The following is a 24,211-nucleotide window of genomic DNA, read 5'->3' as shown; positions in this document are numbered from 1 at the left end:
CATAGCTCAGTTGGTAGAGCAACTGACTTGTAATCAGTAGGTCCCGAGTTCGACTCTTGGTGCCGGCACCATATAAACAATGAAGCAACTCAATGAGTGGTTTTTTTGTATCTGAAATTTGAAGTGTTCAGTACAAAGCGCAACTGACTTACTCTCGATAATTCCAGCAGGTCCCGAGTTCGACTCTTGGTGCCGGCACCATATAAACAACGAAGCCACTCAATTAGTGGCTTTTTTGTATATGAAATTTGAATCGTTTCAAAGCAAAACACAACTGACTTTCCTCAATAATAACGATAGCGCCCTCAATACTGGCACAATAAACGCTCAAATTGAGCGTATAAGATAATTTATTGACATCACGCAACAGACAATCACTTAATCCTTTACCCCTATAAATGATAGTTTTATATTCGCCACATAAAAAAGCCACTCATTATTGAGTGGCTTTGCGTTCTTATACAAACTATCTAGTTCCAAATGACTCAATCGTGCTTATTTGATGAGCTCGAGTGGAATAGGCCTATCACCTGCTTGAACTTGATGTTGAACATGGCGCCACCCTTGAGTGAGCTCACTTAGATGTGCTTTTCTCTCTGGGAAATGTGTAGCAAGTTTTTCGATAACATCGATTTGCTTCTTACACAATAATGACCAACGATCTGCATTTGATAAGTACATGGCGTTTTCCTTAACTGAGGGGTTACTTTTCCTTAGCCAGTTAAGTCTAGGCTGGAATCATTTTATTGCCAATTCAAAATTGCGCGTTAGCGCACTGTTAAAACAACTAACTCGGGAGTATCTTGGTTCTATAAACATAAGATAGGAGGCGTTATGACAGCCGATATTTTCAAACTCATTTTTGTCGCTATTGGTATATTTCTCGTTTACAAACTGATATTTGGTGGCAAGAAAGGTCTGACTATTTTTGAAATGCATTTTAAAGATGGCCGTATGACTCAGCATAAGGGCAAGATCCCCGAACGATTCGAACGGGAATGCCGCCAAATCGCTAAAACCGAAAAACTGACTTGTACTGTTAGGGCTGAAAAATCAGGAGATGTACGCTTACATATTTCTGCCAACGTGAGTGACAATGTAAAGCAAAGGATTCGTAATCTGTTTCCGTTTGAATATTATGACAAAAAATCGATAGATAACAGTCGTCAAGCGTGTTAGTTCTTCGCCTCTCCCCTAGCAACCTTAATACTTGCTATTGATAGTTAAGTATTAAGGTTGCAGTGAGTTCCTAAGGCATTTTCTTATTTAAACTTAACTGGATACCTAGGTTTTAGAAAATCGGATTCTAACTGCCCGTCTTTTCTCGCATCTCGAATACGACGTTCATTATCTTGCACCATAGGATCGCTTGCGGGTTGATGAGGATCGACTTGTTTCTCAGAATGATCCTCAAACTTAAAGTCAAAAGATGAACAAGCAGTTAACGACAGACTAAAAAATACTCCCCATAAAACAACGTGTTTATTCATCGACTACCCCTATCCATTTAGACTTAAGCTCAAATTAATTAAATTTAAACAATGGGTTGCAATAACCTTACCCCCATATATCGCTTATGCCACTAGCAAAAATGCCTAGCTGCAACTTTGGTTTGACTTCCACACTTTAATGCAGAAAAAAGGGGGTTATTAGCCAAGCTATACTGTTTAAGCCAATTTAAGTCTTAATCAACATTTAAGCCTTAATCAACAGAGTGAATCCAAGACAAACTGGGGTAAGCCAACTTAACTAAAAATTGCTGAGACTATTTTTGAATAACTAAAGTGACTTTAGCAACTGTGATGCCAAACTTAATAATATCGCTCTGATTTATAATCGTATTCTCATTCACTAAGAACATCCAATCGTCGAAATGAACTTGATATTCCTCACCATCCACAGGCAATAACATATCGTATTTCCAACGTAGCGCACTGCCGCTAGATTGGCCATCGGCAGTCCCGATAATGTCACCTGCAGTTCCTGAGTATCGCCCTTCCCCTAGTGCCTTAATGCGCCATACACGCGTTTGAGTTTCACCATCATCATACACAAACCATTCATTAATGACCCCCTCACTTCCCTGCCAACTGGCTTCCATAATGACATTGAATTTGCGGATTACTTTGCCACTAAAATCTTGTACGACCCCAGAGGCTTTTAATGGTCCATTAAAAAATGACTCCAAAACCAATGTCGGATGAGTATCTTTATAATCAGTCACTTCCACCGATGAACAACTCGACAACAGCCCTATCATTATTAAACCTAAAAATAACTTTCGGCAAACAAGCCGTTTCAACAATCGCATGGTTTTTCTCCGAGTAATTGCGCCCGCAAATCAGGACGACTAGTGGCTTTCGATAACCAAATCGCTAAAAATGCTTCAGCAAAATTAGCATCATGGATAATGTCGAGTGGTTGATGATTAAAGAAAAACTGACTCGTTTGTCCATCTATCACCTTAAAACTTAAATGATCGCCCTGCTTCACATCGGGCCAAGTCGCATTTAATAAACCCAACCAACGTTGGATATCATTTTCGGCAAACGCTAGATGCTTCCATTGATCTTTTGTCGCTTCGAGCAAATCCTCTGACTCAATATCTCGATAATATTCAATATCTAACAGCAGAGGATATTGCCCCTGTTGATAACGGCCATTTACCGTCATCAGTCTGGCCTTATACAAACTAAACCACAGCCAATCCATTTCTCCGCGGCCCACTTCCTGAAAAGTCTGCGTCACATCGGCGGCATCATTCAGTTCGATAGTAATGTTTTCAAAATCAGGCGTTTTCGCCTCTAACGCTTTTAAAGGTGCGGCCAATAAACTGAGGGCCAATAGACTTAAGCAGCTTGAATTCAAAAATGAAAAACCAAGATTTGGGCTACGATTACGAACTGACGACATGGGATCCCCCTTTTACTGCATGATGTCTTACAACAGGTACTTAACTAAAAACGGCATAATGACTTAACCGCGATCAATTTTTACAACTCAATAATTAACGCCCAAACACAGTAAAAGAACGCGCTTTAGTGCTTCGATTAAATCCATAGGGATTAGCAAGTTGGATTAAAAATGGCAGTAAGACTAGCCAAACCAAAAATAACACCACAGCAGAAATAACATTGCCATAGGGCAAACTCACGGCATTAAATTGTGCGCCAGTCAAATAGCTTAACCCACCAAATATGCCCCCGAGTAACGCCTGAAATATCAGCGGTAAAGGTCGCATAAAGGCCAAACTATGATTCAGAGTCAAAGCAAAATGCAGCCACAGGCAACAAAGCCACCAAGGGAAAAGAGCAAGCTCAAACACCCCTAAAACAGAGAGTACGGTATCTACGCCTATTCCTAAGGCTGCAACCTTTAGCATCAATAGCAAATCCACTTTGCGATACTCGTGCTTACCTAATGAAGCTAGCAGGATAAAGTGAAATAATAACAAAGGGATAGTTAACAACAGTGAGGTGTTAAGCCAAAGTACGCTAGACCACCACACAGCCTGAAAACTCAAGGCGTTATAGAGAATAAAGCCCTGATGTTTAAAAGGAACCCGAGAGTTAGCTAACATAGACTTCATCTTTGCCTCACTTTTATCTTGCTGCAAACAAAGCGGCTCATTCCAACGAAAATGGTCATTTCCACTAAAGTGACTGCTTAATCAAAACAAATTACATCGCATTAGGACTATGGCTTGGGAGATGATGGCTAGCAATGCGATAGTCCGGACGCACAGCCACTAAATGCACTGTGCTTGTGGTGCGTTCTAAAAATCCACCTTCACAATAACTTAGGTAAAATTTCCACATCCGAATAAAATCATCGCCATAACCTAAAGCTTGGATTTCGCCTATCGCATGATCAAAATTCTCATGCCAATGTTTTAAGGTTTTAGCGTAATCGAGCCCCATATCATTGAGCGACCAGACCACCATGTCCGTCTGTTTGGCAATGTGACCGACCATTTGGCTCACTGAGGGTAAGCAGCCACCGGGGAAAATATAACGCTGAATAAAATCCACACTTTTGCGATAACTGTCGTAACGTTGATCGGCAATCGTTATCGCCTGTAGCAGCATGCGCCCATTGGGTTTTAACAAGGTTTCCAGCTTTTTAAAGAAGCCTGGTAAATACTCATGCCCCACAGCTTCAATCATCTCGATAGAAACAACCCTGTCGTATTCCCCAGTGAGATTGCGATAGTCCTCTGTCAGCAGCGTCACTTTATCGCTTAGCCCTTCGCGTTCGACACGGGCTTTGGTATAGGCGTATTGCGCATCTGAAATCGTTGTTGTTGTCACGTGCACGCCATAATGCTTAGCCGCATAAATAGCCAGCGCGCCCCAACCTGTACCAATCTCAAGCAAGGTTTGACCCGGCTGTAAATCCAGCCGCTCACAAATAGTCATCAGCTTAAACAACTGCGCTTCCTGCAAACTGGCTTCCTCATGGGGATAAAGCGCACTCGAATACAACATTTCACGGTCGAGGAATTGCTCATACATAGCATTACCCAAATCATAGTGGGCGAGAATATTCCGCTTTGAGCCCTCTTGAGAATTGCGATTCAGCACATGCTTCACACGGTTTATCGAGCCAGTTAACCAAGAGAATTTGGCTTCAATCTTATCGAGTAAGGCTAAATTACGGGCAAACAGTTGTACGACTTTGGTGAGATCAGGGCTCGTCCAATGGCCTTGAATATAACCTTCACCCGCACCAATGGAGCCTGAAAGCATGATTTGACGATAAAAACTCGGGTGTTTAACCACAAGCGTGGCGTGCAAGTCGGTATGACTCTCACCAAAACGATAACTCTTGTCGCCCTCAACCAAGGTCAAGCAGCCATGTGGGAGACTTTCCAGCGCCTTAAGCAAGACTTTACGCGCAATACTGTCGGGCAGTTTCCCTGTGGTGACTGAGGTTTGCGAAGCCGTATTTTCCATGTTATTTCTCCATCTGAGCTGGATGCGGCACAAAGGGCACACGTTTAAAAAAGAGTTTTAGCGCTTGCCAATAAATCCCGAAGAAGATCTTGAGAGTCATAAAAGGGAAGCGAAACAAAAGCGTCCGTAAATTGGCCGCCGTTATCGGTTGGCGTTTCATCACTAAATTGGCATTAAACAGTTTTTTGCCATTCTCTTGCATCGACTTGTTTTCAATACCGATGTTTAAGTCTTCACTCGGCGCAGACACATGCCAGAGATAACGCATATCGAGAGTCATAAAGGGAGACACGTGAAACACTTTGTCAGAAGGTTTGGGCGCGGCTAAATCGACTAAATAGCAATGGCGCTGATCCCAAGGCGTGTTACTCACCTCGGCCAACATGTATAAAGGCGTTTGTTCCTGATAACAAAAGTAGAAATTTACTGGGCTAAAATACACGCCAAAATGGCGGATCTGACCCACAAACAAAACTCGATCGCACAGCTTCTCTGCGCCTAACGCTGCCACTTGAGTCAATACGCGACTCTTGAGTGCAGCTGCGCTCGGATCGACAACAGCCACTTCACCGCTGTCATTGGATTTAGTCGTAAAAGAAGTTAAATAGTCTTTAGGATTGAATCTTAATAAAGCGCGATGCTGGCTGGCAAAAACTCGCCCCATGGCACTGATCTTATCGACTTCATCTAAATCAATCGCCAACAGCGCCATGGCATAACTAAAGCTATGTTTAATCGGCGTAAAACGGCTGTGGGATACAGTGCCGTAATAAATACCGCTATTGAGCTCTGTCATATTTAGACCTGTCACATTTAAACCTGTCATAGGCTGACACCAAAATGGGCACACACATCAAGTGCACTGCGAACGCCATCTTCATGGAAACCATTGTGCCAATAGGCGCCAGCAAAATGAGTATGATTTTGCCCGGATATTTCCTCACGGCGGCCCTGAGCCTTAAGACTGGCTTCGTTAAACACTGGGTGGGCATAATTGAAGCGGCGTATCACTTTCGACTCATCAATCAACTCTGACTGATTCAAGGTGACACAAAAGGTCGGCGCATTGGCTGGCAACTGTTGCAGTATGTTCATGTTGTAAGTCACTGACGCTGGACGTTTTAGGTTACCATCTAATCGATAGTTCCAACTCGCCCAAGCGGCTTTTCGCTTAGGTAAAATACGCGTATCCATGTGCAGCACCACATCGTTATTCTGGTAGCTGAGGTCGCCTAAAATGGCGCGTTCTGTTGGCGTAGGATCGTTTAACATACGCAGTGCTTGGTCGCTATGACAGGCTAAAATCACCTCATCGAATTCCAACCATTCACCGTGAACTTGTAACTTCACCCCATTGCCATGGCGTTCAATACCTGTCACAGGTGAGTTAAGGCGGATATTGTCTTTAAAGGGCGCAATAAGATCAGGAATATAGCTACGCGAGCCCCCCTTTAGCACATACCACTGGGGTCTATCACTGACATTCAATAAACCATGGTGCTGGAAGAAACGAATAAAAAACTTCAACGAAAACGCGCGCATATCTTCTATGCTCGAAGACCAAATCGCCGCACCCATAGGCAAAATGTAATGCTCAGCAAAAAATGGTGAGAAGTGTTCACTGTCTAAATAATCACCTAAGTTACCTTCGGGATAAATATCCTGTTGATAGAGTGCCTTACAGCCTTTATTGAAGCGCAAAATTTCTTTTAAAAAGGCCCAAAAGCGTGGATTCAGGAGGTTACGCTTTTGGGCAAACAAACTGCCTAAATTGTGGCCGTTGTATTCAAGCCCAGTCAGAGCATTGTGCACGCTAAAACTCATCTCAGTCGGTAATATGGTGACATTAAGGCGAGCCAATAAACGTTCAAATCGTGGATACGTTCTGTCATTAAACACGATGAAACCTGTGTCTATAGCGTAGGTTTGCCCTTGATGCTCCACATCGACTGTCGCCGTGTGGCCGCCGATATAGTCATTGGCCTCAAACACTGTAACCCTGTGCGACTCGCTTAATAGATGGCCACAGGTTAATCCAGAAATGCCGGTGCCGATGATGGCGATATTTTTCATAAACTCTTGTCCTTTAGCGGCTTGGCTTGAGTATCGTTTGCAATCATTTTTTGCCACACAAAGGCAGGTAAAAACGACATCAACTTCAATAGATAAGTAAAGCGTCGCGGAAAATGGATCTCGCGCTTGCCACCTTTCAGCCCATTACGTATCGCCTTAGAAGCGGTTTGTACACTCACTTGCATTGGCATAGAAAAATCATTTTTTGCGGTCAGTGGTGTCGCCACAAAACCAGGGCAAATCAAGCTCACGCCTATGTCGTTCTTGGCAAGATCGAGCGCAAGACTCGAGGCTAAATACTGCACGCCGGCTTTAGAGGCGCCGTAAGCTTCAGCGCGAGGGAAAGGTAAATAAATAGCACTAGAACTCATTAAGCCAATACGTGACCCCCTAGGCATTAAAGGTAAAAATGCCCCGAGGCAATATCCCATTGCAATTAGATTGGTATGGATAACGCGCTCGAACAACACATCATCGAAAGCCTTAGCATCATCAATATATTCACAACTGCCCGCATTCAAAATGACCAAATCGAGCTGAGAATCTGTTTTCGCCAATAGCTCAGCTACATTTTGGCCAGCTTGTTGAACTTGGTCGCGCTGGGATATATCAAAAATTAACAACGTAGCACCTACTAGTTCATTCAAGGCTAACGCATCTAACCTTTGCAGCGAGCGGCCACAGGCAATGACATGCCAACCTAGGGACAAATAATCCTGCGCCAGTTGCAATCCAATGCCTGAGCTTGCACCTGTAATCAGCACTGTATTTATTTTCATCGGCTTAACAGCGTCCATTACTTTGCCGCCCTGTCTTTGAGTAAGCGGATAAGGCCGCCCATACAAGGTAAATGCTCATACAACATTTGCCCTAAGTCGAAGTAATCCCTGTGAAAATAAATCTTGTCGTTAAATTTAAGTTGGCTCATGCCATCAACACGGATAAGCCCACCTTTATTCAACTTAGGGTGGCTATATTCCATCTGCCAAAACAGCGCGGCTTGATTCGCATCCTGCTGCACTTCTTTGATCTCAAACTGAATATGCTTAACATTCTTATATAACTTCGCGAAGTACTGAGTTAACGACGCTAGCCCTGTGATTTGATGCATAGGATCGGTAAAGCAAATATTGTCGTCATAAACCTGAGCTAACAGATGCAAGTTATCTTTATTTAAAGCTTGATAAAGCTGAATAAAATCATCAACAAGCGTATTAGTCTCAGTCGTCGCTTGGTTTGTCATCTTGCTATTGCTCCTGATCCTATTTATTGGGCCGTGGCCTTTTTCAATACGCCTAATACGGTTAATGCCCTTGCTCTTGCTGCACTGTGCTCGACAATCGCACTTGGATAAGCCGTTTTAGTGTTGAATAACGGCTGTTCAAACAAGGACGGTGTCTGCGCTGTACTGGGTTGATGTAATTGCTTAATTCCCCAAGATACGAGCTCTGGTAAATACTTACGGATAAAGCTGCCATCTGGATCAAACTTTTCACTCTGGCTTATAGGATTAAAAATACGGAAATAAGGCTGAGCATCGCAGCCACAACCCGCAGACCACTGCCAGCCGCCATTATTCGCGGCTAAGTCACCATCAATCAGTTTTTGGCGGAAATAGCGCTCGCCCCAGCGCCAGTCAATCAGCAGATGTTTAGTCAGGAAACTCGCCACCACCATACGCAGCCGATTGTGCATCCAACCCGTTTGATTGAGTTGGCGCATAGCCGCATCCACAATCGGATAGCCAGTACGACCTTCACACCAAGCAGCAAACTCCTGCGGGTTATTGCGCCACTGCACATGGTCGGCTTGACGATTGAAATTGTGATTCTTAGATAAATCGGGAAATGCCACCAGCAAATGACGGTAAAACTCACGCCAAGTAAGCTCATTTAACCAAGTACGAGCAGGGCTAGTGTCGTCGACAATCACCTCAGGGAATTGATGCAGCAGCGCGGCAACGCATTGTCTTGGGCTCACCACACCAATGGCCAGATAGGGTGAAATTGAACTAGTGCCATCAATGGCGGGGAAATCCCTATCTTGCTTATAATCCTGCACTTTCTGCTGAATAAATGCCGAGAGCAAACGCTTTGCCTGCCCTTCTCCCGCAGCCCAAAGTTCACTCGACACTTTAGTGACATTGTTAAACAAAAGCGGCTTTGGCTCGGCCAACACAGGTCCAAGTGGCGCCGGAACAGGAAGCGGCAAAATGGCATGGCGGGCGGCAATTTCTCGCCACTTACGGCTAAAAGGAGTGAAAACCTTGTACATGTCGCCGGACAAATTCAGCACAGTGCCCGGCTTAAGCAAACAATGCTCATCGGTTAACACCAGAGGAATCCCCGATTGAATACAGGCTTGGTCGCGCTGTTGCTCGTTAATCTCAGGCTCGCGACCAGCAAACACTCGACCAATCCCCAGTTGCTGGCAATAGTGACCGATAAACTCAGGTACATCAGCAAAGGTATCTAACTGAATTAACTCGAATCCAATACCAAGACTCGCCAGTCCTTGGGCAAGTAAATTGATATGACGTTCGATAAAATCCAACTGAATGGGCGCAACGTCATGGCGCTGCCACTGAGCTGGCGTAGCAATGTAAATGGCCTTAAGTGCCACGCCATTCTCCCGCGCCCAATCGCAAGCAGCGGTTAATGCCTGATTATCGGCAAGGCGTAAATCTTGGCGAAACCACATCAGTGCATTATTGCCCTGCACTTTTATTGGAATTGAATCTATTTGCATTGAATCGTTAGCTAATGTCATTGTTTTTCTCGCTATTTATCTGCTCGCTTTGATTCACGGTATTCATCTTTCCACTGTGCTTACGACTTCTATTCACCTTCCCCGCTAAACGAGATGGCATTTTCCCAATCAAGTCCGTCGTCGAAGACGCCAAAAAAGCAGATAAAAAGCTTAACGTTGGCGCAAAAGGCCCCATAAACCAGCATGGGAAAGTCATTTGTTCCAATACAGTCAGCATTTCAGTCTGTTCAGAACCCGAATGATTTGAGTCGGGAATAAGCAAAAGTGCATCGACGTTAAGCCTGCCTCGCAGCAAAGGTAAACTGCCCATGGCTTGCTCGCCAAGATCAATAACCGATACCCGCAGCGACGCTAACTCGAGCGATAGAAGTAGAGAAAACAAAATGTTAGTGCGGGTGGAATTAAGCGAGGTATGTACCCCACGGGATAGACTCACCACAGCGATTCTCGCCGTCACGGCCTGCCCATTAAAGGCATGACGTCCACCCACTCGGTTAAGTAACTCGCTCTTTAACCAAGCAATAATTAACTCGGCATCAAGCCGCTCATTCACTAAGTCCTCGAGTTGATTAAGCCAAGGTTGTAGCAACTTTTCTTTCACCAATTGGAAAGGATATAAGCCAAATGCATCATCTAATATCTGCTGTAATTTGTGCTGATTGAAATCGAATAATGCCGTATTGAGCGCAGTGACTTGCTCGCACCATAAATCAATGGCTTGGGTTTGAACTATTTCTGTAAACGAAGATTTAGCAGCACTCATCAGCAAAGGTTTAACCTTACTGATCGCAACACCTTTAGCTAGCCATGCATTAATCTCATGGATTTCTTGGATATTTTCGCTCGTATATAATCTGTGTCCCTTGGGTGTACGTGCAGGGATCACTAAGCCAAAACGGCGCTGCCATGCCCTTAAGGTCACGGCATTCACGCCCGTTAAGGCCGACACTTCACCAATGGGGAGTAATATCTCACCATTGGGTTCTGTGTGGGCCGTGTTCTCTATAGTTTGTTTCATATTTCAGTAATAACTCACTAAATCAAAAGCTAAAATCAACTGAATGCGATTAGGTAAACGTTAATAGGCATAGCGCAGCTTTAACGCCTCAGGATGAGGGTTTAAGTACACTTGCTCTTCAATATAAGGTGTTGGAAATTCGCGTAAATAATGGTTAATGAGCGTGATAGGTACTAATAACGGCAATAGACCTTGGCGATATTTCATAATCGCTTCAGACAGTTCTGTCTTTTGCTCTTTGCTCAAATGCTTTTTAAAGTAACCCTGAATATGCTGCAGCGTACTGGTATGATTTTTACGGGTCGCATTAATTTTCAGCGCCGTCATAAAACCTTCAAAGTAGCGGGTCGCGCTTTGCTCAAGATCCTCAATATTGGCCACTATCGGCCCAAGCTCGCGATACCATGTCGGGCTGTGTGCCATCAATAGGTATTTATAGCGAGAATGAAACTTCACTAACTTATGCTTAGTCAGCCCTTCATGTTTCATCAGGTGCCAATCGTGATAGGCATAAACGCGGGTGAAAAAATTCTCCCGCAGCACCATGTCATGCAAGCGGCCTTCTTCTTCCACGGGCAATAGTGGATATCGTTCCATCAATTTGCGAGCAAATACACCAATGCCAGACTTAGAACCATTGTTAGTGCCAATTTTATACTCTGTTACCCGCTCCATGCCGCAGGTTGGCGACTTAGCGCAAAGTAAGTATCCTCCGAGGAAATCGAGCTCTTCAACCTTGTTTTCGCTGTATTCATTGAGCTTATCGGTCACATCTAAGCTACCGTCACCACTCTGAACTAAGATGGTTTCCCCATCACGGACTAGTCGGATACTTTTCCGGGGTGCACCTAAGCCAATCGCCATTTCAGGACAGATGGGCACATAATCGAAAAATTGCTTAATCTCTTGATTACAATAGGTCGAATTTTTATGTCCGCCATCAAAACGAACCTTCTCCCCTAATAAGCAAGCACTGATCCCAATCTGAATTCGCTGCGGGTTAAACTTGTACATAAGTCGACTCCTTGTATCACTATGCTTCTAATTACGGACCATAGTTGTACAAGGATCAAGTTTTTGTATAAATATTTTTTAAAAGTATCGTTTAACAGTGACTCCTGATAAATCAACCACAAATAAACCTAACTTGGCCTATAACTTGCTAATTCAAATTGCAAAGTTGTCATCAGATAATATTGAAACGTCCAGCAACACCCATTAGTTAACCGCTCAACATTTTAAACCGCAGGTGGCCAAGGGACAGATTCATATATAAAGGAGTCGAATATGAGCACAATTAACCCCAATAGTTATACCAATACCTTTGCGAAAAGTTATGCCAATGTGCCACTCAAGCAAGTCGAGCCGGGCACAAATGGCCTAGGAACTCGTGCAAATTCAATGACGGCGGCGAATCTAACTTCATCAATAAGCCAAGATTCTGTAACGCTCTCCTCTGCAGCATCGGTAACGACTGCCGATACCTATAGCCATCTGGCCCCTAACGCTAAACAAGGCTACACGGGTAATGTGCAAGCCATTGCAGGCACGCCTGAACCAGACAAAAGCATCAACAGGTTGGACAAAGCCATGCAGGCTATTTTAGATAACCGTACAGGAGTCGATAGGGATAAAATTAATAAGATAGATGAAGAAATGGCGAAGGTTGCAGCCGATGAAAATCTATCTGAAGAACAAAAAGCCAAGCAACTAGAATTACTGCAAGCGCAAAAATTGGATCTGATTAAAGAATCATCGGAGAAAAATGAAGAGCGGCAACGTCGTATCGAGTCCGAGGTGTATTACAGCTAACGAAGAAATGACCCGCAAAGGAAAAAATTGGCAGTGAAGGAAGTAACAAGTGGGATACAGAGTGTATTTTCTCGGTGAAATATCAGTCTAATCATTTGAAGCTAGACTGATATTTTATAATGTCACTCAATCCGTTACTAAAGACACCAACGCTTAGGATTGTTTTTCTACCTTATTAATACTGCCCTTATACCCAGTTTCGTCGACGGCCTTAAGCAAACTATCTAGATTAAAATCCTCTGGCACTGTCACTAAGGCTTGCTCCGTTTTTAACGAAGCCTTGGCCTTAATCACCCCATCGGTTTTACGCAGCGCTTTATTCACGACAGTGACACACAGCGGACAAGTCATGCCCTTAACATCTAAGGTGACCAGCACGTTTGCCGCCCAGCTCGACGCTGAACACAGACTTAAGGCGAGAAATAACACTAACTTCATTCAAGCACCTCTAATAACCAAGGTAATACAAAAGGATATGACTGAAATGCCAGCACAACAGGTACAGTTAACCAGTACAGCCACAGCATCTGAGTACGACTCAACGTCGCGGTACACAGTGGCTTTTTAGCAAAATAGAGCCGCCAAAATCCCATCAGAATCAGCCCAGACGACAGTAGCAACATGGGCACTTGCAGCCAGCTCAGTTGCTCAATCCCCGACAGACTTGCGGCCGACACCCCGAACACCAGATAAATAAGCGGTGCAATACAGCATAGGCTTGAAGCAACCGCAGCAAGCACTGCGGCGGCCATAGTCGCGAAGAGGCCCTTAGCGTTGTTCGGTTGACTGGTAGTCATAGGCAAACACTTTAGGCTCATAATAGTTCACGGGATCGCCATCAACTTCGGCATAAGGGTAGCCAAAGTTATTCAGTGGTGTCTGTTCGGCTGTAGGGAATAAATCAAAGTCACGGCCATAGTTAAAGCCAACCCAGTTCATTTCCCAATTGCCAAAGAGGTAATCATTCACGGCCTGAACTGCGGGATCGCTGTGTTCTTTTTTCTCCGTCAAACGCATTTTTGTCACATCAGCAGGATCGGCTGGCAACCAACCATAACCCGCTAAATAGAACATAGCGCGACAATGTTGACCACCACTGACATCGGCAAACCCTTTGTCATCAGCACTACCAAAGGCCTTTTTAGAGTATTCGCCCATCTTGATAGCCTGACCTAAGCGAATCCCAAACATCTCACGGGCAGGGATCCCCACTGCGCGCATTAGCGCCACAAATACTGAGTTAATATCGGTACACTTACCGCCTAACTTGCCACTTTCGAGGATACTTGCTACATCACCCGTACCACAGCCAATCACGCTATTATCGCGAAACATATTAGCGCTAACCCAAAGATAAATCAGTCGTGCTTGCTTCAGTGGTTCAGTCTCGCTGCCAACGATCTTATCTGCTGTTTGCTTCACAATACCATTAATCAGCATGTGTTTAGTCGGCAGCAAATAACGTTCAACATCTGCAGGATAATGTATCTGCTCTGGGGTGCGGTAATGGGTTAAGGCGCCGCTTTTAACGGGTTCCCAATCTATCGTTTCAATATCAAGCTCAACCGTTATTGTCATGTTCGCTTTGGCATCGGGCCAAGTCGCAAACAGGGTTTTGGCGCCATAACTGTTGTTTGAGCTGATATAGGCGTCTTTAAAACTGCCCGTAAAATTCAACTGACTCACCAATTGGAATTGCGTGTCTTCAGGTAAAGGGATCCACAACTTAACCACGCCCTCAGACCCTTCTGGGGCAACAAGATGGTAAGTGTTGGTTAAGATAAAACGGCGGCGTCCATCGCTTGAGCTATGTTCAACGACACTCGATTTAGAGGAAGATGCCAGTACCGGCGTGATAAAACCCGCAGTCGACAAAATAGCCGCACTTTTTAAAAAATTGCGTCTTTGCATTATGACATTCCTTTTATTGGATCATGTTTAGAAAGAAGAGAAACTCAACATAAGAGAGCAAGATTATAGGTGCTATAGCACTGTGCAGCAATCAAGCCGCTAACCATACAGTATAAAACCACTACATCGGAGAAAAAGACTCAGTAAAATATGCTACAGCGCTAGCATACTTATGAAAATGGAATAAATATCGACGTTGACTTAACAAGCATAATCAATGATAGATTTAGAGCATTTTTATGTAAAAAGCCCAATTTTAGTTTAATAAAAAGTATCCATTGCGTTATTTTTATAATCTAAAGGCTAAATAACAACCACATTTAGCTTTGGCTAATATTGTTAATAAAGATAATTATCTCACCACTTTTCACTCAAGCTTTGAGTCTCTCATTTAGCAAAATCAATAATATTCTTTGGCGAATTTTCGAAACAATTTTCAGGGAGAACACAGTCTCACCTGAACAGTTTAATGGTATGGCTGAGTAATCATTCCAAATTTAGAATATTGAACTTACAGTTTTGACTTAAGTTAGCTCGAATTACCTAACGCTTTTTACTCATAAAATATCAAACTTATCTTTCAAAATGAGAGCCAAACCACCATGTTGCAAAAATGTTTAATAAAAGTTTGCGTATGTTTGTACCTGTTCTAGGCTTAAAAACGAATATACTCACTTAAAGGGCTTTTTTATGAAACATAAGCTTTCATTAGGTCTTTGCTCACTTTTGCTCAGCTCCACCGCTTATGCAGAAGTCAACATTTCAGGTTTTGCCTCAGTTGTTGCTGGTCAAGTTCTCGAAGGTTCGGGCGTTGCAGAGTTTGATTTAGGCCCCACCTTTCTCGCCGACTATCCACTCGTTGGCGCCTATGATGAAGATATTAGTTTCAAACCCGATACCTTATTTGGTATTCAATTCTCAGCGGATTTACTCGAAGGTTTATCTGCCACGGCACAGGTTGTTTCCCGCGGGGCTGATGACTTTTCGGCAAGTTTTGAATGGGCTTATCTGTCCTATGAGATCAATGATCATTGGACAGTACAAGGAGGTAAAAAACGCTTACCGCTCTACTATTACAGTGACTTTTTTGATGTTGGATATGCTTATCCTTGGATACGTCCACCCGCAGATAATTACACATGGCAAATATTTAACTACACAGGTGTCAGCGCCTTATATAACTATTTAATTGGCGACTGGACTATGTCTGGACAAGTTTATTACGGTAGCGAAGATAGCGAACCTAATAAGCTTTTATCTGATTTTTTCTTCCTCGAAAATACCCGAGAAGTATGGAAGGATATAGGCGGTATTGTTGTTCAATTCAATAAAGATTGGTTAGATATTCGCCTCACGCATATGCAATACACTAACGAACGTTATATTGGTGGTATTCAGCAGGAATGGAATGGTAGCAACCAACGTACGGGTAAGTTTTATGGCCTATCCGTTAATATAGATTATGAGAATTTCCTTTTTTTATCTGAGCTTAACCGCTTAGATCTCGATGGGAGTAATCTAGATACTTATCTTCTCTCGTTCGGCTATCGTATCGATTCAGTGATGCCTTACATTTCCTATTCGGACTTCAATGATGGTGAAGGCGGTGAAGTTCACCATACAAGTTCTGCAGGTATACGTTGGGATTTCCATCCTTCGGCGGCCTTTAAAATTCAGTATGATGACGTTAAAGATGACGGTGGCCCAGGTATGAAAGTCGCAGGGGATTCGAAATCCATCAGTCTTGGCATTGACTTAGTATTTTAGGAGAGAGAAATGAATAAGTTACTTTGCTTAATCCTACTCAGCTTAGTCTCAATGCCACTATTTGCTGGTGTGGTTGTCATCGTTCATCCCAGTAATGCAGACACTGTCGACCAAAAGGTTATTGAAAATATTTTTCTAGGGAAAACAAAGACCTTTCCTGGTGGAGCGCAGGCCGTGCCAGTCAATCTTGACAGTGCTATGCCCTTAAGGGAAACCTTTGATACTAAAGTGCTGGGCAAGTCATCCAGCCAACTTAAGTCATATTGGTCACAAAAAGTATTTACAGGCAAAGGAACGCCACCCAAGGAAGTCACTAGTGGGGCGGAGATGATAAAATTAGTTGCATCGAACCCCAATATTATTGGCTATATTGATAGTAGTGAGGCCAATGATTCGGTAAAAGTTATTGCCGAGTTTTAGATTGGAGTGCCGAGCTCAAGCTCGGCACAACTTGGGGGCAAGGGATGAATTTCTTTAATGATATTTCTATTTTTAAAAAAGTTATCGCGATATTTATTTTAGCTGTCATCATTTTCGCTTTAAACTTAAGCATTAGTGTCATCTCCATAAATAAAAATCGCACCACACTTAATTATATGGAGCAGCAAGTTTACCAAAGAGTTGAACTCGCCAATCAAAACGTGTTTTTTATCCAACGACTCGATGAACTTTACACTCAATCGGTTTCTTTTGCCGACGAAGACCTGTTAACAAATGCAGGTACTATGTATGAATCTTTACGTAAAAACCTACAACAATTAGATAGTGTCGATCCCTCACAAGCCAATAAACTCAGCAATCTATCCGCTAAATTAACCCGCTATAACGACATGACGATTAAGCTGGCTAAAGGCATGTTGGCGGGTACGATTGATATGGCAAACATTGGCCAGATCAGCCAAGAAAAATCCCAAGCCTATGAAGCTGTACTTAATGAAATACAAGATTACAAACAAAGCAAAGTACTCGAATTTAAACAATCGATAAAAGAAGCTGGCGACAGATCTGCGCAAAGTTTGTGGCTCACCCTCTCCATCGGCATCGCTTTGCTGATCGTGATGTTGATTGTCACTATTGCCATAGCACGCGCTATCAGCTCATCTGCGCGTAATGTCGCCCAGTCACTGAGTGAGCTGGCCGATGGAAAAGGCGATCTTAGTCATCAGCTCAAAGTATCTGGTAGCGATGAACTCGGCCAAGTATCAAGTAACTTCAATCGATTTCTTCGCTTGCTCGGAGATTCTATTCGAAGGGTGGTGAATGTTACCGATCCCTTACTTGATAGCTCGCGCTCACTCAAACAGCGCATGGAAGATGCGACGCATGCCACCCAGCGGCAAAGCCATGATGCCAGCGCAGTACAAGTCTCAATGGAAGACATGCGTCACTCTGTCATCGAAATCTCGCAAAATGCCCGCCAAGCCGCCAGTGCAGCACAGGTCGCGGAGAAAGAAGCGATGCAAGGTATGACAGTCGTTCAGCGCACAATCGATATTTCACAGCAATTAAATACAGGAATTCAGGCGGCTTCTAACTCGATCAACGAGCTCGCTAGAGATACTGAAAATGTCACTTCTATCTTAAATGTGATTACCTCTATTGCCGAGCAAACCAACCTGTTGGCACTTAATGCCGCCATCGAAGCCGCCCGCGCGGGTGAGCAAGGACGAGGCTTTGCCGTAGTCGCTGATGAGGTCCGCGCCCTTGCCTCTAAAACAGCCGATGCAACCACTGAAATTCGCCATGTGTTACAAAACCTTAAAACGGCGGCCATTTCCTCGGTCAATACCATGAATGTGGCGATGTCGAAGTCATCGGAAAATGAAACCAATGCTCAAAATACAGGGAGCGCTCTGAAATCAATTCAACAGCAGATTGTCAGCATCAATAGTATGAATACTCACATCGCCTCGGCAACGGAGGAGCAAGCCTCGGTTGCTTCTCAAGTGGTCGATAACGTCGTCAATATGAACGCTTCATTTGAACAGACATTGCAAATTCTGTCGCAGGTTCGCAATGTTTCTGAGGGATTAGTCGATTTTGCCGATGAACTAAAAAACGCCACATCTCAATTCAAACTTTGACCATAGAGCATTATCGAGATGATTGCCAAACATAGAAAACCGGTATTGAGTTTACACTTAATACCGGTTTTTAATTCCTTAAAGCTTATCTTTTTGTACCACTTTATCCGTGTTAACTAAACGCTAAGAAGGGGGATACGCACAGCAATAAGCCTGTGATAATAATGATATACAGCGACACGCCCTTGTACTTATGTAATGCAGGTACTTGGTACACTAAATAAGCGGGTATCAAACAACCGACTAAACCAAAAATTGGACTACAAATCGACGTAAAGCTCAGCACTGGCGCATTCAACACAATCGCGCCCCAAGATAATAGAATGGTAAAAATCATGATGCCGTAACCAACAAGCTTTTTGTTGATACGATCTTCAGGCATATAACGGCGCAGCATGTTCATGGTCAATCCTTGGCAAGCTTCCCTAAAACCAAGATATACGCCAAAGTAAGCCGTCATCACCGCAAAAATATTCAAGGTTAAACTCAGCAATTTCAGTGTTTGTCCCTGCATACCTTGGGCAACCATAGCAAGAGCCGAGATATTTTCTTCCGATGCACGCACAGCCTGATCATGTCCCATTGCTAGGGTGAATGACACGGCATAAAAGAACACCACGACAAACAAGACGCCAAAGGCAATGTTCATGGCGCGCATCGCTTTAAAGCGCGCTACCGCAAGGGATTTTTCCCGCGAACGGTATGAAATCACCATAGGGCTTAAACTTTGAATAAACAGAATCGATGTTAGCGTAAAGGGCAGCATAACGACCGCATCTTTCAACCAATCTCCCGTTGCTGGGATAGCGCCGATATTATTGATATCCCATTTATCCACCATCAATAACCCTAACACGGCGACAACGCCCAACTTAGTCAGTACCATAAAAGTAGAGATCTTAAACAAAAGATTCTCACCGCGGGAGGCTAAAGCAACAAGACCGCAGATCAAGGCTAAACCATAGAAAGGATTTTCTGACAATAATGCTTTGGTGATCCCAAAACTTTGCAAAAATGAAGCACTGTCGTTTGTAATGGCCGTTGAATAAACGAACACCCAAATAACCAACATGATGAAATACAAACCACCCAACAACATACCCCAGTTTTTACCTAAGTAACCCGAAATCACACTCGGGTAATCCTTACATTCTGGAGATTCCGCTAAGGTATTGATAAACAACCGTTGGAACATATACATGGCAGGATAGCCAATAATGCCAGACAGTAAGAAAACCCATAACCCCATCAAACCGACCTGCACAGGCAAGAATACGATCCCCGCGCCAATCGCCATTCCGATACTCATGATAATCCAGCCCCAATCCGTACTATCGAAGCGGGTATCTGCTTTCCACTGTGCAGCAGTAATTGTTGCATCCATCATTTCACCTTTACCTAGTTGGTATTATTTTGTGCAAATATATTTGAACAAAACAAACTCAGCAATCAAAATACTCAACTTTTGTTGAACAAAGAGTTAAAGCTCACAACTTGACTGAAAACGAGATAAATAGCGCACAAACCGCAGTGTAAAATGAAATTCATTAAAAAATAATTGCAATAAAACATAAAAATACAAATAATGTTGCACATACGCCGACCTAGGCATTCAATTTTATTTGCAAGTTGGAGAGACAATGAAAACCATTATTCACGCAGAACGTGCTCCCGCGGCCATTGGCCCTTATTCCCATGGCACAGCCTATGGCAACCTCATTTTTACCTCTGGCCAACTCCCTGTTTGTAAAAAGAAAGGCAGCGTAGTTGACGGTGGGATTACTGAGCAATCGATTCAATCATTAGAGAATCTCAAATACGTGCTCGAAGCAGGTGGTGGCAGCTTAGACACGATTCTTAAAACCACTTGTTATCTTGCAGAGATCAGTGACTTTGCCGCCTTTAACGAAGTGTATAAAACCTATTTTAAAACCGACTGCCCAGCTCGTAGCTGTTTTGCGGTGAAGGACCTTCCACTGGGCGTTAAAGTAGAAGTTGAAGCGATAGCACACGTTAAAATTTAAGCATTAACATAAGGTTGTAAGCTCATGAAACCCCAATGGCAGCAGTATATTCAAATCATTAAACAAGTGGTTAAGCCCGCATTAGGCTGCACAGAGCCCATCGCCGCCGCTTACGCCGCCGCCGTCGCCCGCGCCTTGCTGGGTGTTGAACCCGATTCAATTGCAGTACAAGTGTCTGACAATCTTTATAAAAACTCTATGGGCGTGTTTGTGCCTGGCACAGGCAAAATCGGTCTGGCAATTGCCGCTGCAGCAGGCGCCATTGCGGGTAATCCGGATGCGGGCTTAGAAGTATTGGCCGTGATCACGCCAGAACAAGTCGCCAGAGCACAGGCCCTTATCGATGCGGGCAAGGTGACGGTCGAGCGCACCGAAACAGCAGAATTTATCTATTGTTGTGTCATCGCGAAAAAAGGCGACCGCGAAGCCCTAGTGAAAATCTGCGGCGGCCATACACTGATCGCCGAGAAGCGCCTCAACGGCGAATCCGTCTTCAGTATCGATAGCACGCAAGCTAAAGCCACTGGTTCCATCTGTGAAGGCGTGGATATCACTATCGAGTCCATTTATCGCTTCGCCGAAGAAGTCCCCTTCGAAGAGATCAAATTCATCCTCGAAGCCTCTGAGCTAAACGGCAAATTATCCGATGAAGGCATGGCGAATCCCTATGGGCTGGAAGTCGGCCGCACCATGAAAAGCGGCATAGCCGCCGGCATTATCGGAGAAGACTTACTGAATAAAATTGTCATGTTAACTGCTGCAGCATCCGATGCTCGCATGGGCGGGGCGAACTTGCCCGCCATGAGCAATCTTGGTAGTGGTAATCAAGGCATAGCGGCAACAATCCCTGTGGTATTGACGGCACAATGCTATAAGGTTTCGGAAGAGAAACTCGCCCGCGCCTTGATTATGAGCCATCTAGGGGCGATTTATATCAAGTCCCATTACCCACCACTGTCGGCATTTTGTGGCAATACCGTCACCAGCGCAGCCGCTTCTATGGCCATGGTGTATTTAGCTGGTGGCTCATTCGAACAATCCTGTTTCGCGATTCAAAACGTGATCAGCGACAGCTCTGGCATGGTGTGTGACGGCGCTAAAGCGTCCTGCGCCATGAAGGTTAGCACTTCATCCAGTGCGGCCGTGCGCTCATTTTTGATGGCGCTCAGTAGTCACAATGTCTCAGGCCAAGGTATTATTGCTACCGATGTAGAGAAAACCATTAAAAACATTGGCAAAATGATCCTCAATGGCATGTCATCCACAGATGTCACTATTATCGATATTATGTCGGCATAATGATTTTAACCCGCTGAATATTGGCGGGTTAATAACTAAAGGTTGAAATTGTGAAACTGCAAGATTTAACGCAAAGTGATCTGGATATTCTGAAATCCATCGAAAATATCGTCGATGGCATCGCTGCCATGTATGGTCAACACACAGAAGTGGTATTGCACAGCCTAGATGCGAAACATCCGTCTGTGGTCAAAATTGCCAATGGCCATGTCACAGGCCGTGAAGTGGGTGCTCCAATAACCAACCTTGCCTTGCTCAAGCTCAAAACCGGTCAGGATATTTCCAACTCTTACCTGACTAAATGTGCCAATGGTAAGACGCTAAGATCAATTACGACGGTGATCCGTAACAGTAAAAATCAACCCATAGGGTTACTGTGTATTAATAGCGACATGGATGCACCACTGCAATCAGTACTGCGCACTATGATGCCAGAGCAACTCCTTGGCAGCGAACTGACCAGCTCGCCCGAGGTGTTTGCCCGCAATATCGATGAAGCGCTCCATAGCACTATCGACAGTGTGAACCATGAGGTTCGCGCGAATCCCGCGATTTCACCTTCACAAAAGAGTCGCGAAATCGTCAATCAATTGCATGAGTTAGGGATTTTCGAACTCAAGGACAGTGCCCAAGTCGCGGCCACTCGATTGGGGATTTCGGTGCATTCGATTTATCGCTATCTGCGGGAAATCAAAGCCAATCAAGCTTAAAGCGAGAAAAAACTCGCCTAAATAGAAAGGGCTAAGGTGTAAATAACCTTAGCCCTTTGGTTTTATTATTTTTGCACTTGTGATTGCGCTTGTTATTGCGCAGCTTGTCCGCTAAAGCCCATCATATTCCATGCCTGCACTGTGCCATCGGCCATTAAGGCAATGGCATCGAGCAAATTGCTGCGAATGTCGCGCATTTGGCTCAAATCAACGGCTTGTTTATCTAATGTTAACGCAGCCTCGCCTCCCATCCACACCGCAATCGAACCATCTTGGCGTTTAACCGTAAACCCTAAGCCTGTCGGGAAAATATCCGTTGCTTGGGTAATTTCAGTTTTGGGTCCAGAGTGGCCATCAACCACAGTGCCATCCTGTTTTAAAAAGGCAAACTCCCGCTCATAGGTCACCACTTTACTCACCTGAGTGACTTCTTGATAACGTGGTTGCTTGTCTACCAAGTCCCAACCTTCCCAAGCAATAGCCGTATTATCCTTGCGTAGCGCGACAAACCCCTCCTCAAAGGGATAAACCTTGTGCACTTTTTGCAACTTATCCTGTAGGACTGATGTATCGGCACCATTGAATTTACTGCCCCATACGTGCAGTTGACGACTGATGGTTAAGGCGGCAAACGCGCCACGATTTGCATAAATATCAATCACTTTATTGGCGCGTTTTGTAGTAGATAAACGCGCTGGAAACGCGACGTGATACTCAGTCAATTCGCCCTCACCCCAGGTATATACGCTGCCATCCGCCAGCAGCGCCGCAAACCCATGATCCGTGTTGACAACTTTCACGGCAGGCGCTAATTGGCTGAGTTTTGCCAGTTGTTCGTGGCCTTTTTGATCATCGCTGACCCCGCCCCAAGACACTAATTTTCCCGTCGCCGTCCTCGCGGTAAAAGCATTATTGTTGGCATAGAGCAGATCGACATGGTTAAGCTCAGAGGCCACGTGGCGACTATCGCCACCATAAGCGGCATCGCCCCAAGTCACTACTGCTCCCCCCAGCTTTAAGGCAGCAAAGGCACCTTTATTAATCAACACAAAATCAATATTGGTCATCGCAGGCGCCGCATATTGACCCGAGAGCAGTTCGGCTGGTGTTGAATCCAGATTAGACCAACTGACTACACTACCATCTTGTTTGATGGCCGCATAAAGCCCTTCTGCCAACACAAAAGAACGAACGCCTGTCAGCACTTGCTTCATCCCCATCCCCCAAGGGATAAGTTTGTCATCACGGGTTAAGGCCGCAAAACCACAGGTATTCTCCGCCGCGTATAACTCTTTTACATTGACCAGAGGCTCTGCGGCATTATTGATATCGCCACCACATTCAGCATCGCCCCATGCCACCACAGTACCGTCTTGCTTGAGTACCGCAAATGCACTGAGATTACTGTAGATTTGACTCACTTGGGCTAACTGGGCAGGCATAGGGATTTTGGTAGAATCGTCGGCCACCTCAAGATTGCTCGGGATGGACGTTAATGAATTATTCGTGGTGGATGGTGATCTGTGAGCCAAGATCGTGTCAGAAATTTGCTGTTTTAATTCGGGCGATATATCAGAATCCTGTTTATCTATGAGTAAGTTAACCACATGACCCAAAGCAAAAATCGCCAGCGCTACACCGCCCCACGAGACCTGTTTTTTATCCACAAGTATATCCTTATCGTAACTGCAAACTCTCACTGAGTTTAAACTAGAACATAACGTCGACTGAGTACGCTAAATGTGAACTGTGATTGTAACCAAAACAGGGCTAAAATGACATTGCCCTA

Annotated in this window: 26 protein-coding genes; 8 read left to right on the top strand and 18 right to left on the bottom strand. The window is 44.3% G+C overall.

Translation table 11 applies throughout. From position 1 onward, the window contains the following. Nucleotides 1–495 precede the first annotated feature (495 nt). Nucleotides 496–681 carry a hypothetical protein gene (locus tag HGO26_RS02385; RefSeq protein ID WP_168823044.1) on the bottom strand — a complete coding sequence of 62 codons (186 nt, stop codon included), beginning with the start codon at nucleotides 679–681 and terminating at the stop codon, nucleotides 496–498. 153 nt (nucleotides 682–834) lie between these two features. On the opposite strand from HGO26_RS02385, the gene HGO26_RS02380 reads away from it, so the two are divergent. Continuing rightward, on the top strand, nucleotides 835–1,179 hold the full coding sequence (locus tag HGO26_RS02380; RefSeq protein WP_168823042.1) for a DUF3634 family protein: 345 nt from the start codon (nucleotides 835–837) through the stop codon (nucleotides 1,177–1,179). Nucleotides 1,180–1,262: 83 nt separating this feature from the next. Here HGO26_RS02380 and HGO26_RS02375 read toward each other — a convergent pair whose 3' ends face one another. The 12 genes from HGO26_RS02375 to HGO26_RS02320 all read right to left on the bottom strand — a co-directional run bounded on the left by HGO26_RS02375 (nucleotide 1,263) and on the right by HGO26_RS02320 (nucleotide 11,829). Continuing rightward, nucleotides 1,263–1,490: a hypothetical protein gene (locus tag HGO26_RS02375; protein ID WP_131523646.1), complete on the bottom strand. Its 228-nt coding sequence runs from the start codon at nucleotides 1,488–1,490 to the stop codon at nucleotides 1,263–1,265. Between the two features lie 275 nt (nucleotides 1,491–1,765). Then, nucleotides 1,766–2,311, bottom strand: coding sequence for a DUF3833 domain-containing protein (locus tag HGO26_RS02370; protein WP_168823040.1), 546 nt, complete (start codon nucleotides 2,309–2,311; stop codon nucleotides 1,766–1,768). Further along, on the bottom strand, nucleotides 2,299–2,913 hold the full coding sequence (locus HGO26_RS02365; RefSeq protein WP_131523644.1) for a chalcone isomerase family protein: 615 nt from the start codon (nucleotides 2,911–2,913) through the stop codon (nucleotides 2,299–2,301). The genes HGO26_RS02370 and HGO26_RS02365 overlap by 13 nt, the downstream gene beginning before the upstream one ends. 94 nt (nucleotides 2,914–3,007) lie before the next feature. Further along, nucleotides 3,008–3,589, bottom strand: coding sequence for a DUF2878 domain-containing protein (locus HGO26_RS02360; protein ID WP_168823038.1), 582 nt, complete (start codon nucleotides 3,587–3,589; stop codon nucleotides 3,008–3,010). Between the two features lie 91 nt (nucleotides 3,590–3,680). Further along, on the bottom strand, nucleotides 3,681–4,955 hold the full coding sequence (locus HGO26_RS02355; RefSeq protein WP_168823036.1) for an SAM-dependent methyltransferase: 1,275 nt from the start codon (nucleotides 4,953–4,955) through the stop codon (nucleotides 3,681–3,683). 1 nt (nucleotide 4,956) lies between these two features. Continuing rightward, nucleotides 4,957–5,781: a DUF1365 domain-containing protein gene (locus tag HGO26_RS02350; protein ID WP_168823034.1), complete on the bottom strand. Its 825-nt coding sequence runs from the start codon at nucleotides 5,779–5,781 to the stop codon at nucleotides 4,957–4,959. Continuing rightward, nucleotides 5,778–7,028 (bottom strand): NAD(P)/FAD-dependent oxidoreductase, encoded by a 1,251-nt coding sequence (locus HGO26_RS02345; RefSeq protein WP_168823032.1) that lies wholly within the window; start codon nucleotides 7,026–7,028, stop codon nucleotides 5,778–5,780. The genes HGO26_RS02350 and HGO26_RS02345 overlap by 4 nt, the downstream gene beginning before the upstream one ends. Further along, on the bottom strand, nucleotides 7,025–7,825 hold the full coding sequence (locus HGO26_RS02340; protein WP_168823030.1) for an SDR family NAD(P)-dependent oxidoreductase: 801 nt from the start codon (nucleotides 7,823–7,825) through the stop codon (nucleotides 7,025–7,027). Before HGO26_RS02340 ends, HGO26_RS02345 begins: the two co-directional genes overlap by 4 nt. Next, nucleotides 7,825–8,271, bottom strand: a complete 447-nt coding sequence (locus HGO26_RS02335; protein ID WP_168823028.1) for a nuclear transport factor 2 family protein — start codon at nucleotides 8,269–8,271, stop codon at nucleotides 7,825–7,827. Before HGO26_RS02335 ends, HGO26_RS02340 begins: the two co-directional genes overlap by 1 nt. A gap of 23 nt (nucleotides 8,272–8,294) precedes the next feature. Further along, nucleotides 8,295–9,797 (bottom strand): deoxyribodipyrimidine photo-lyase, encoded by a 1,503-nt coding sequence (gene phrB, locus HGO26_RS02330; RefSeq protein ID WP_168823026.1) that lies wholly within the window; start codon nucleotides 9,795–9,797, stop codon nucleotides 8,295–8,297. Continuing rightward, nucleotides 9,784–10,815 carry a MerR family transcriptional regulator gene (locus HGO26_RS02325; protein ID WP_168823024.1) on the bottom strand — a complete coding sequence of 344 codons (1,032 nt, stop codon included), beginning with the start codon at nucleotides 10,813–10,815 and terminating at the stop codon, nucleotides 9,784–9,786. Before HGO26_RS02325 ends, phrB begins: the two co-directional genes overlap by 14 nt. A 60-nt stretch (nucleotides 10,816–10,875) precedes the next feature. Beyond that, the gene (locus tag HGO26_RS02320; RefSeq protein ID WP_107946875.1) at nucleotides 10,876–11,829 is read right to left on the bottom strand and encodes a YbgA family protein; all 954 of its coding nucleotides are present in this window, start codon (nucleotides 11,827–11,829) and stop codon (nucleotides 10,876–10,878) included. A gap of 273 nt (nucleotides 11,830–12,102) precedes the next feature. Here HGO26_RS02320 and HGO26_RS02315 point away from each other — a divergent pair, with 273 nt between their 5' ends. Further along, a complete protein-coding gene (locus tag HGO26_RS02315; protein WP_168823022.1) occupies nucleotides 12,103–12,627 on the top strand; it encodes a hypothetical protein in 525 nt (174 codons plus the stop codon). Between the two features lie 153 nt (nucleotides 12,628–12,780). Here HGO26_RS02315 and HGO26_RS02310 read toward each other — a convergent pair whose 3' ends face one another. Genes HGO26_RS02310 through HGO26_RS02300 form a run of 3 tightly spaced genes read right to left on the bottom strand, consistent with a single transcriptional unit; the run spans nucleotide 12,781 to nucleotide 14,538 of the window. Further along, entirely contained in the window at nucleotides 12,781–13,065 is a 285-nt protein-coding gene (locus HGO26_RS02310; protein ID WP_028761311.1) for a heavy-metal-associated domain-containing protein, read from the bottom strand. Then, nucleotides 13,062–13,379 carry a hypothetical protein gene (locus HGO26_RS02305; protein ID WP_345719238.1) on the bottom strand — a complete coding sequence of 106 codons (318 nt, stop codon included), beginning with the start codon at nucleotides 13,377–13,379 and terminating at the stop codon, nucleotides 13,062–13,064. The genes HGO26_RS02310 and HGO26_RS02305 overlap by 4 nt, the downstream gene beginning before the upstream one ends. Before the next feature lie 16 nt (nucleotides 13,380–13,395). Further along, nucleotides 13,396–14,538, bottom strand: a complete 1,143-nt coding sequence (locus HGO26_RS02300) for a transglutaminase-like domain-containing protein (protein WP_168823017.1) — start codon at nucleotides 14,536–14,538, stop codon at nucleotides 13,396–13,398. A gap of 690 nt (nucleotides 14,539–15,228) precedes the next feature. On the opposite strand from HGO26_RS02300, the gene HGO26_RS02295 reads away from it, so the two are divergent. Genes HGO26_RS02295 through HGO26_RS02285 form a run of 3 tightly spaced genes read left to right on the top strand, consistent with a single transcriptional unit; the run spans nucleotide 15,229 to nucleotide 18,389 of the window. Further along, nucleotides 15,229–16,305 carry a porin gene (locus HGO26_RS02295; protein WP_168823015.1) on the top strand — a complete coding sequence of 359 codons (1,077 nt, stop codon included), beginning with the start codon at nucleotides 15,229–15,231 and terminating at the stop codon, nucleotides 16,303–16,305. Nucleotides 16,306–16,314: 9 nt separating this feature from the next. After that, nucleotides 16,315–16,725 (top strand): type 2 periplasmic-binding domain-containing protein, encoded by a 411-nt coding sequence (locus HGO26_RS02290; RefSeq protein ID WP_105251847.1) that lies wholly within the window; start codon nucleotides 16,315–16,317, stop codon nucleotides 16,723–16,725. Between the two features lie 44 nt (nucleotides 16,726–16,769). Next, nucleotides 16,770–18,389 carry a methyl-accepting chemotaxis protein gene (locus HGO26_RS02285; RefSeq protein ID WP_168823013.1) on the top strand — a complete coding sequence of 540 codons (1,620 nt, stop codon included), beginning with the start codon at nucleotides 16,770–16,772 and terminating at the stop codon, nucleotides 18,387–18,389. Between the two features lie 112 nt (nucleotides 18,390–18,501). On the opposite strand, the gene HGO26_RS02280 is transcribed toward HGO26_RS02285, so the two are convergent. Beyond that, the gene (locus tag HGO26_RS02280; RefSeq protein ID WP_168823082.1) at nucleotides 18,502–19,773 is read right to left on the bottom strand and encodes an SLC5/6 family protein; all 1,272 of its coding nucleotides are present in this window, start codon (nucleotides 19,771–19,773) and stop codon (nucleotides 18,502–18,504) included. A 256-nt stretch (nucleotides 19,774–20,029) separates the two neighbouring features. Between HGO26_RS02280 and HGO26_RS02275 the strand changes: the two genes are divergently transcribed. Genes HGO26_RS02275 through HGO26_RS02265 form a run of 3 tightly spaced genes read left to right on the top strand, consistent with a single transcriptional unit; the run spans nucleotide 20,030 to nucleotide 22,422 of the window. Beyond that, the gene (locus tag HGO26_RS02275) at nucleotides 20,030–20,413 is read left to right on the top strand and encodes a RidA family protein (RefSeq protein ID WP_168823011.1); all 384 of its coding nucleotides are present in this window, start codon (nucleotides 20,030–20,032) and stop codon (nucleotides 20,411–20,413) included. Nucleotides 20,414–20,437: 24 nt separating this feature from the next. After that, nucleotides 20,438–21,712 carry an L-cysteine desulfidase family protein gene (locus tag HGO26_RS02270; protein WP_168823009.1) on the top strand — a complete coding sequence of 425 codons (1,275 nt, stop codon included), beginning with the start codon at nucleotides 20,438–20,440 and terminating at the stop codon, nucleotides 21,710–21,712. A 50-nt stretch (nucleotides 21,713–21,762) separates the two neighbouring features. Further along, nucleotides 21,763–22,422, top strand: a complete 660-nt coding sequence (locus tag HGO26_RS02265) for a helix-turn-helix transcriptional regulator (RefSeq protein WP_113939392.1) — start codon at nucleotides 21,763–21,765, stop codon at nucleotides 22,420–22,422. 92 nt (nucleotides 22,423–22,514) lie between these two features. On the opposite strand, the gene HGO26_RS02260 is transcribed toward HGO26_RS02265, so the two are convergent. After that, nucleotides 22,515–24,089 carry an RCC1 domain-containing protein gene (locus HGO26_RS02260; RefSeq protein ID WP_168823007.1) on the bottom strand — a complete coding sequence of 525 codons (1,575 nt, stop codon included), beginning with the start codon at nucleotides 24,087–24,089 and terminating at the stop codon, nucleotides 22,515–22,517. Between the last annotated feature and the right edge of the window lie 122 nt (nucleotides 24,090–24,211).

The organism is Shewanella oncorhynchi, assembly GCF_012584455.1.
GTDB classification, from domain to species: domain Bacteria; phylum Pseudomonadota; class Gammaproteobacteria; order Enterobacterales; family Shewanellaceae; genus Shewanella; species Shewanella oncorhynchi.
This window is presented reverse-complemented; position numbering and strand designations above follow the sequence as displayed.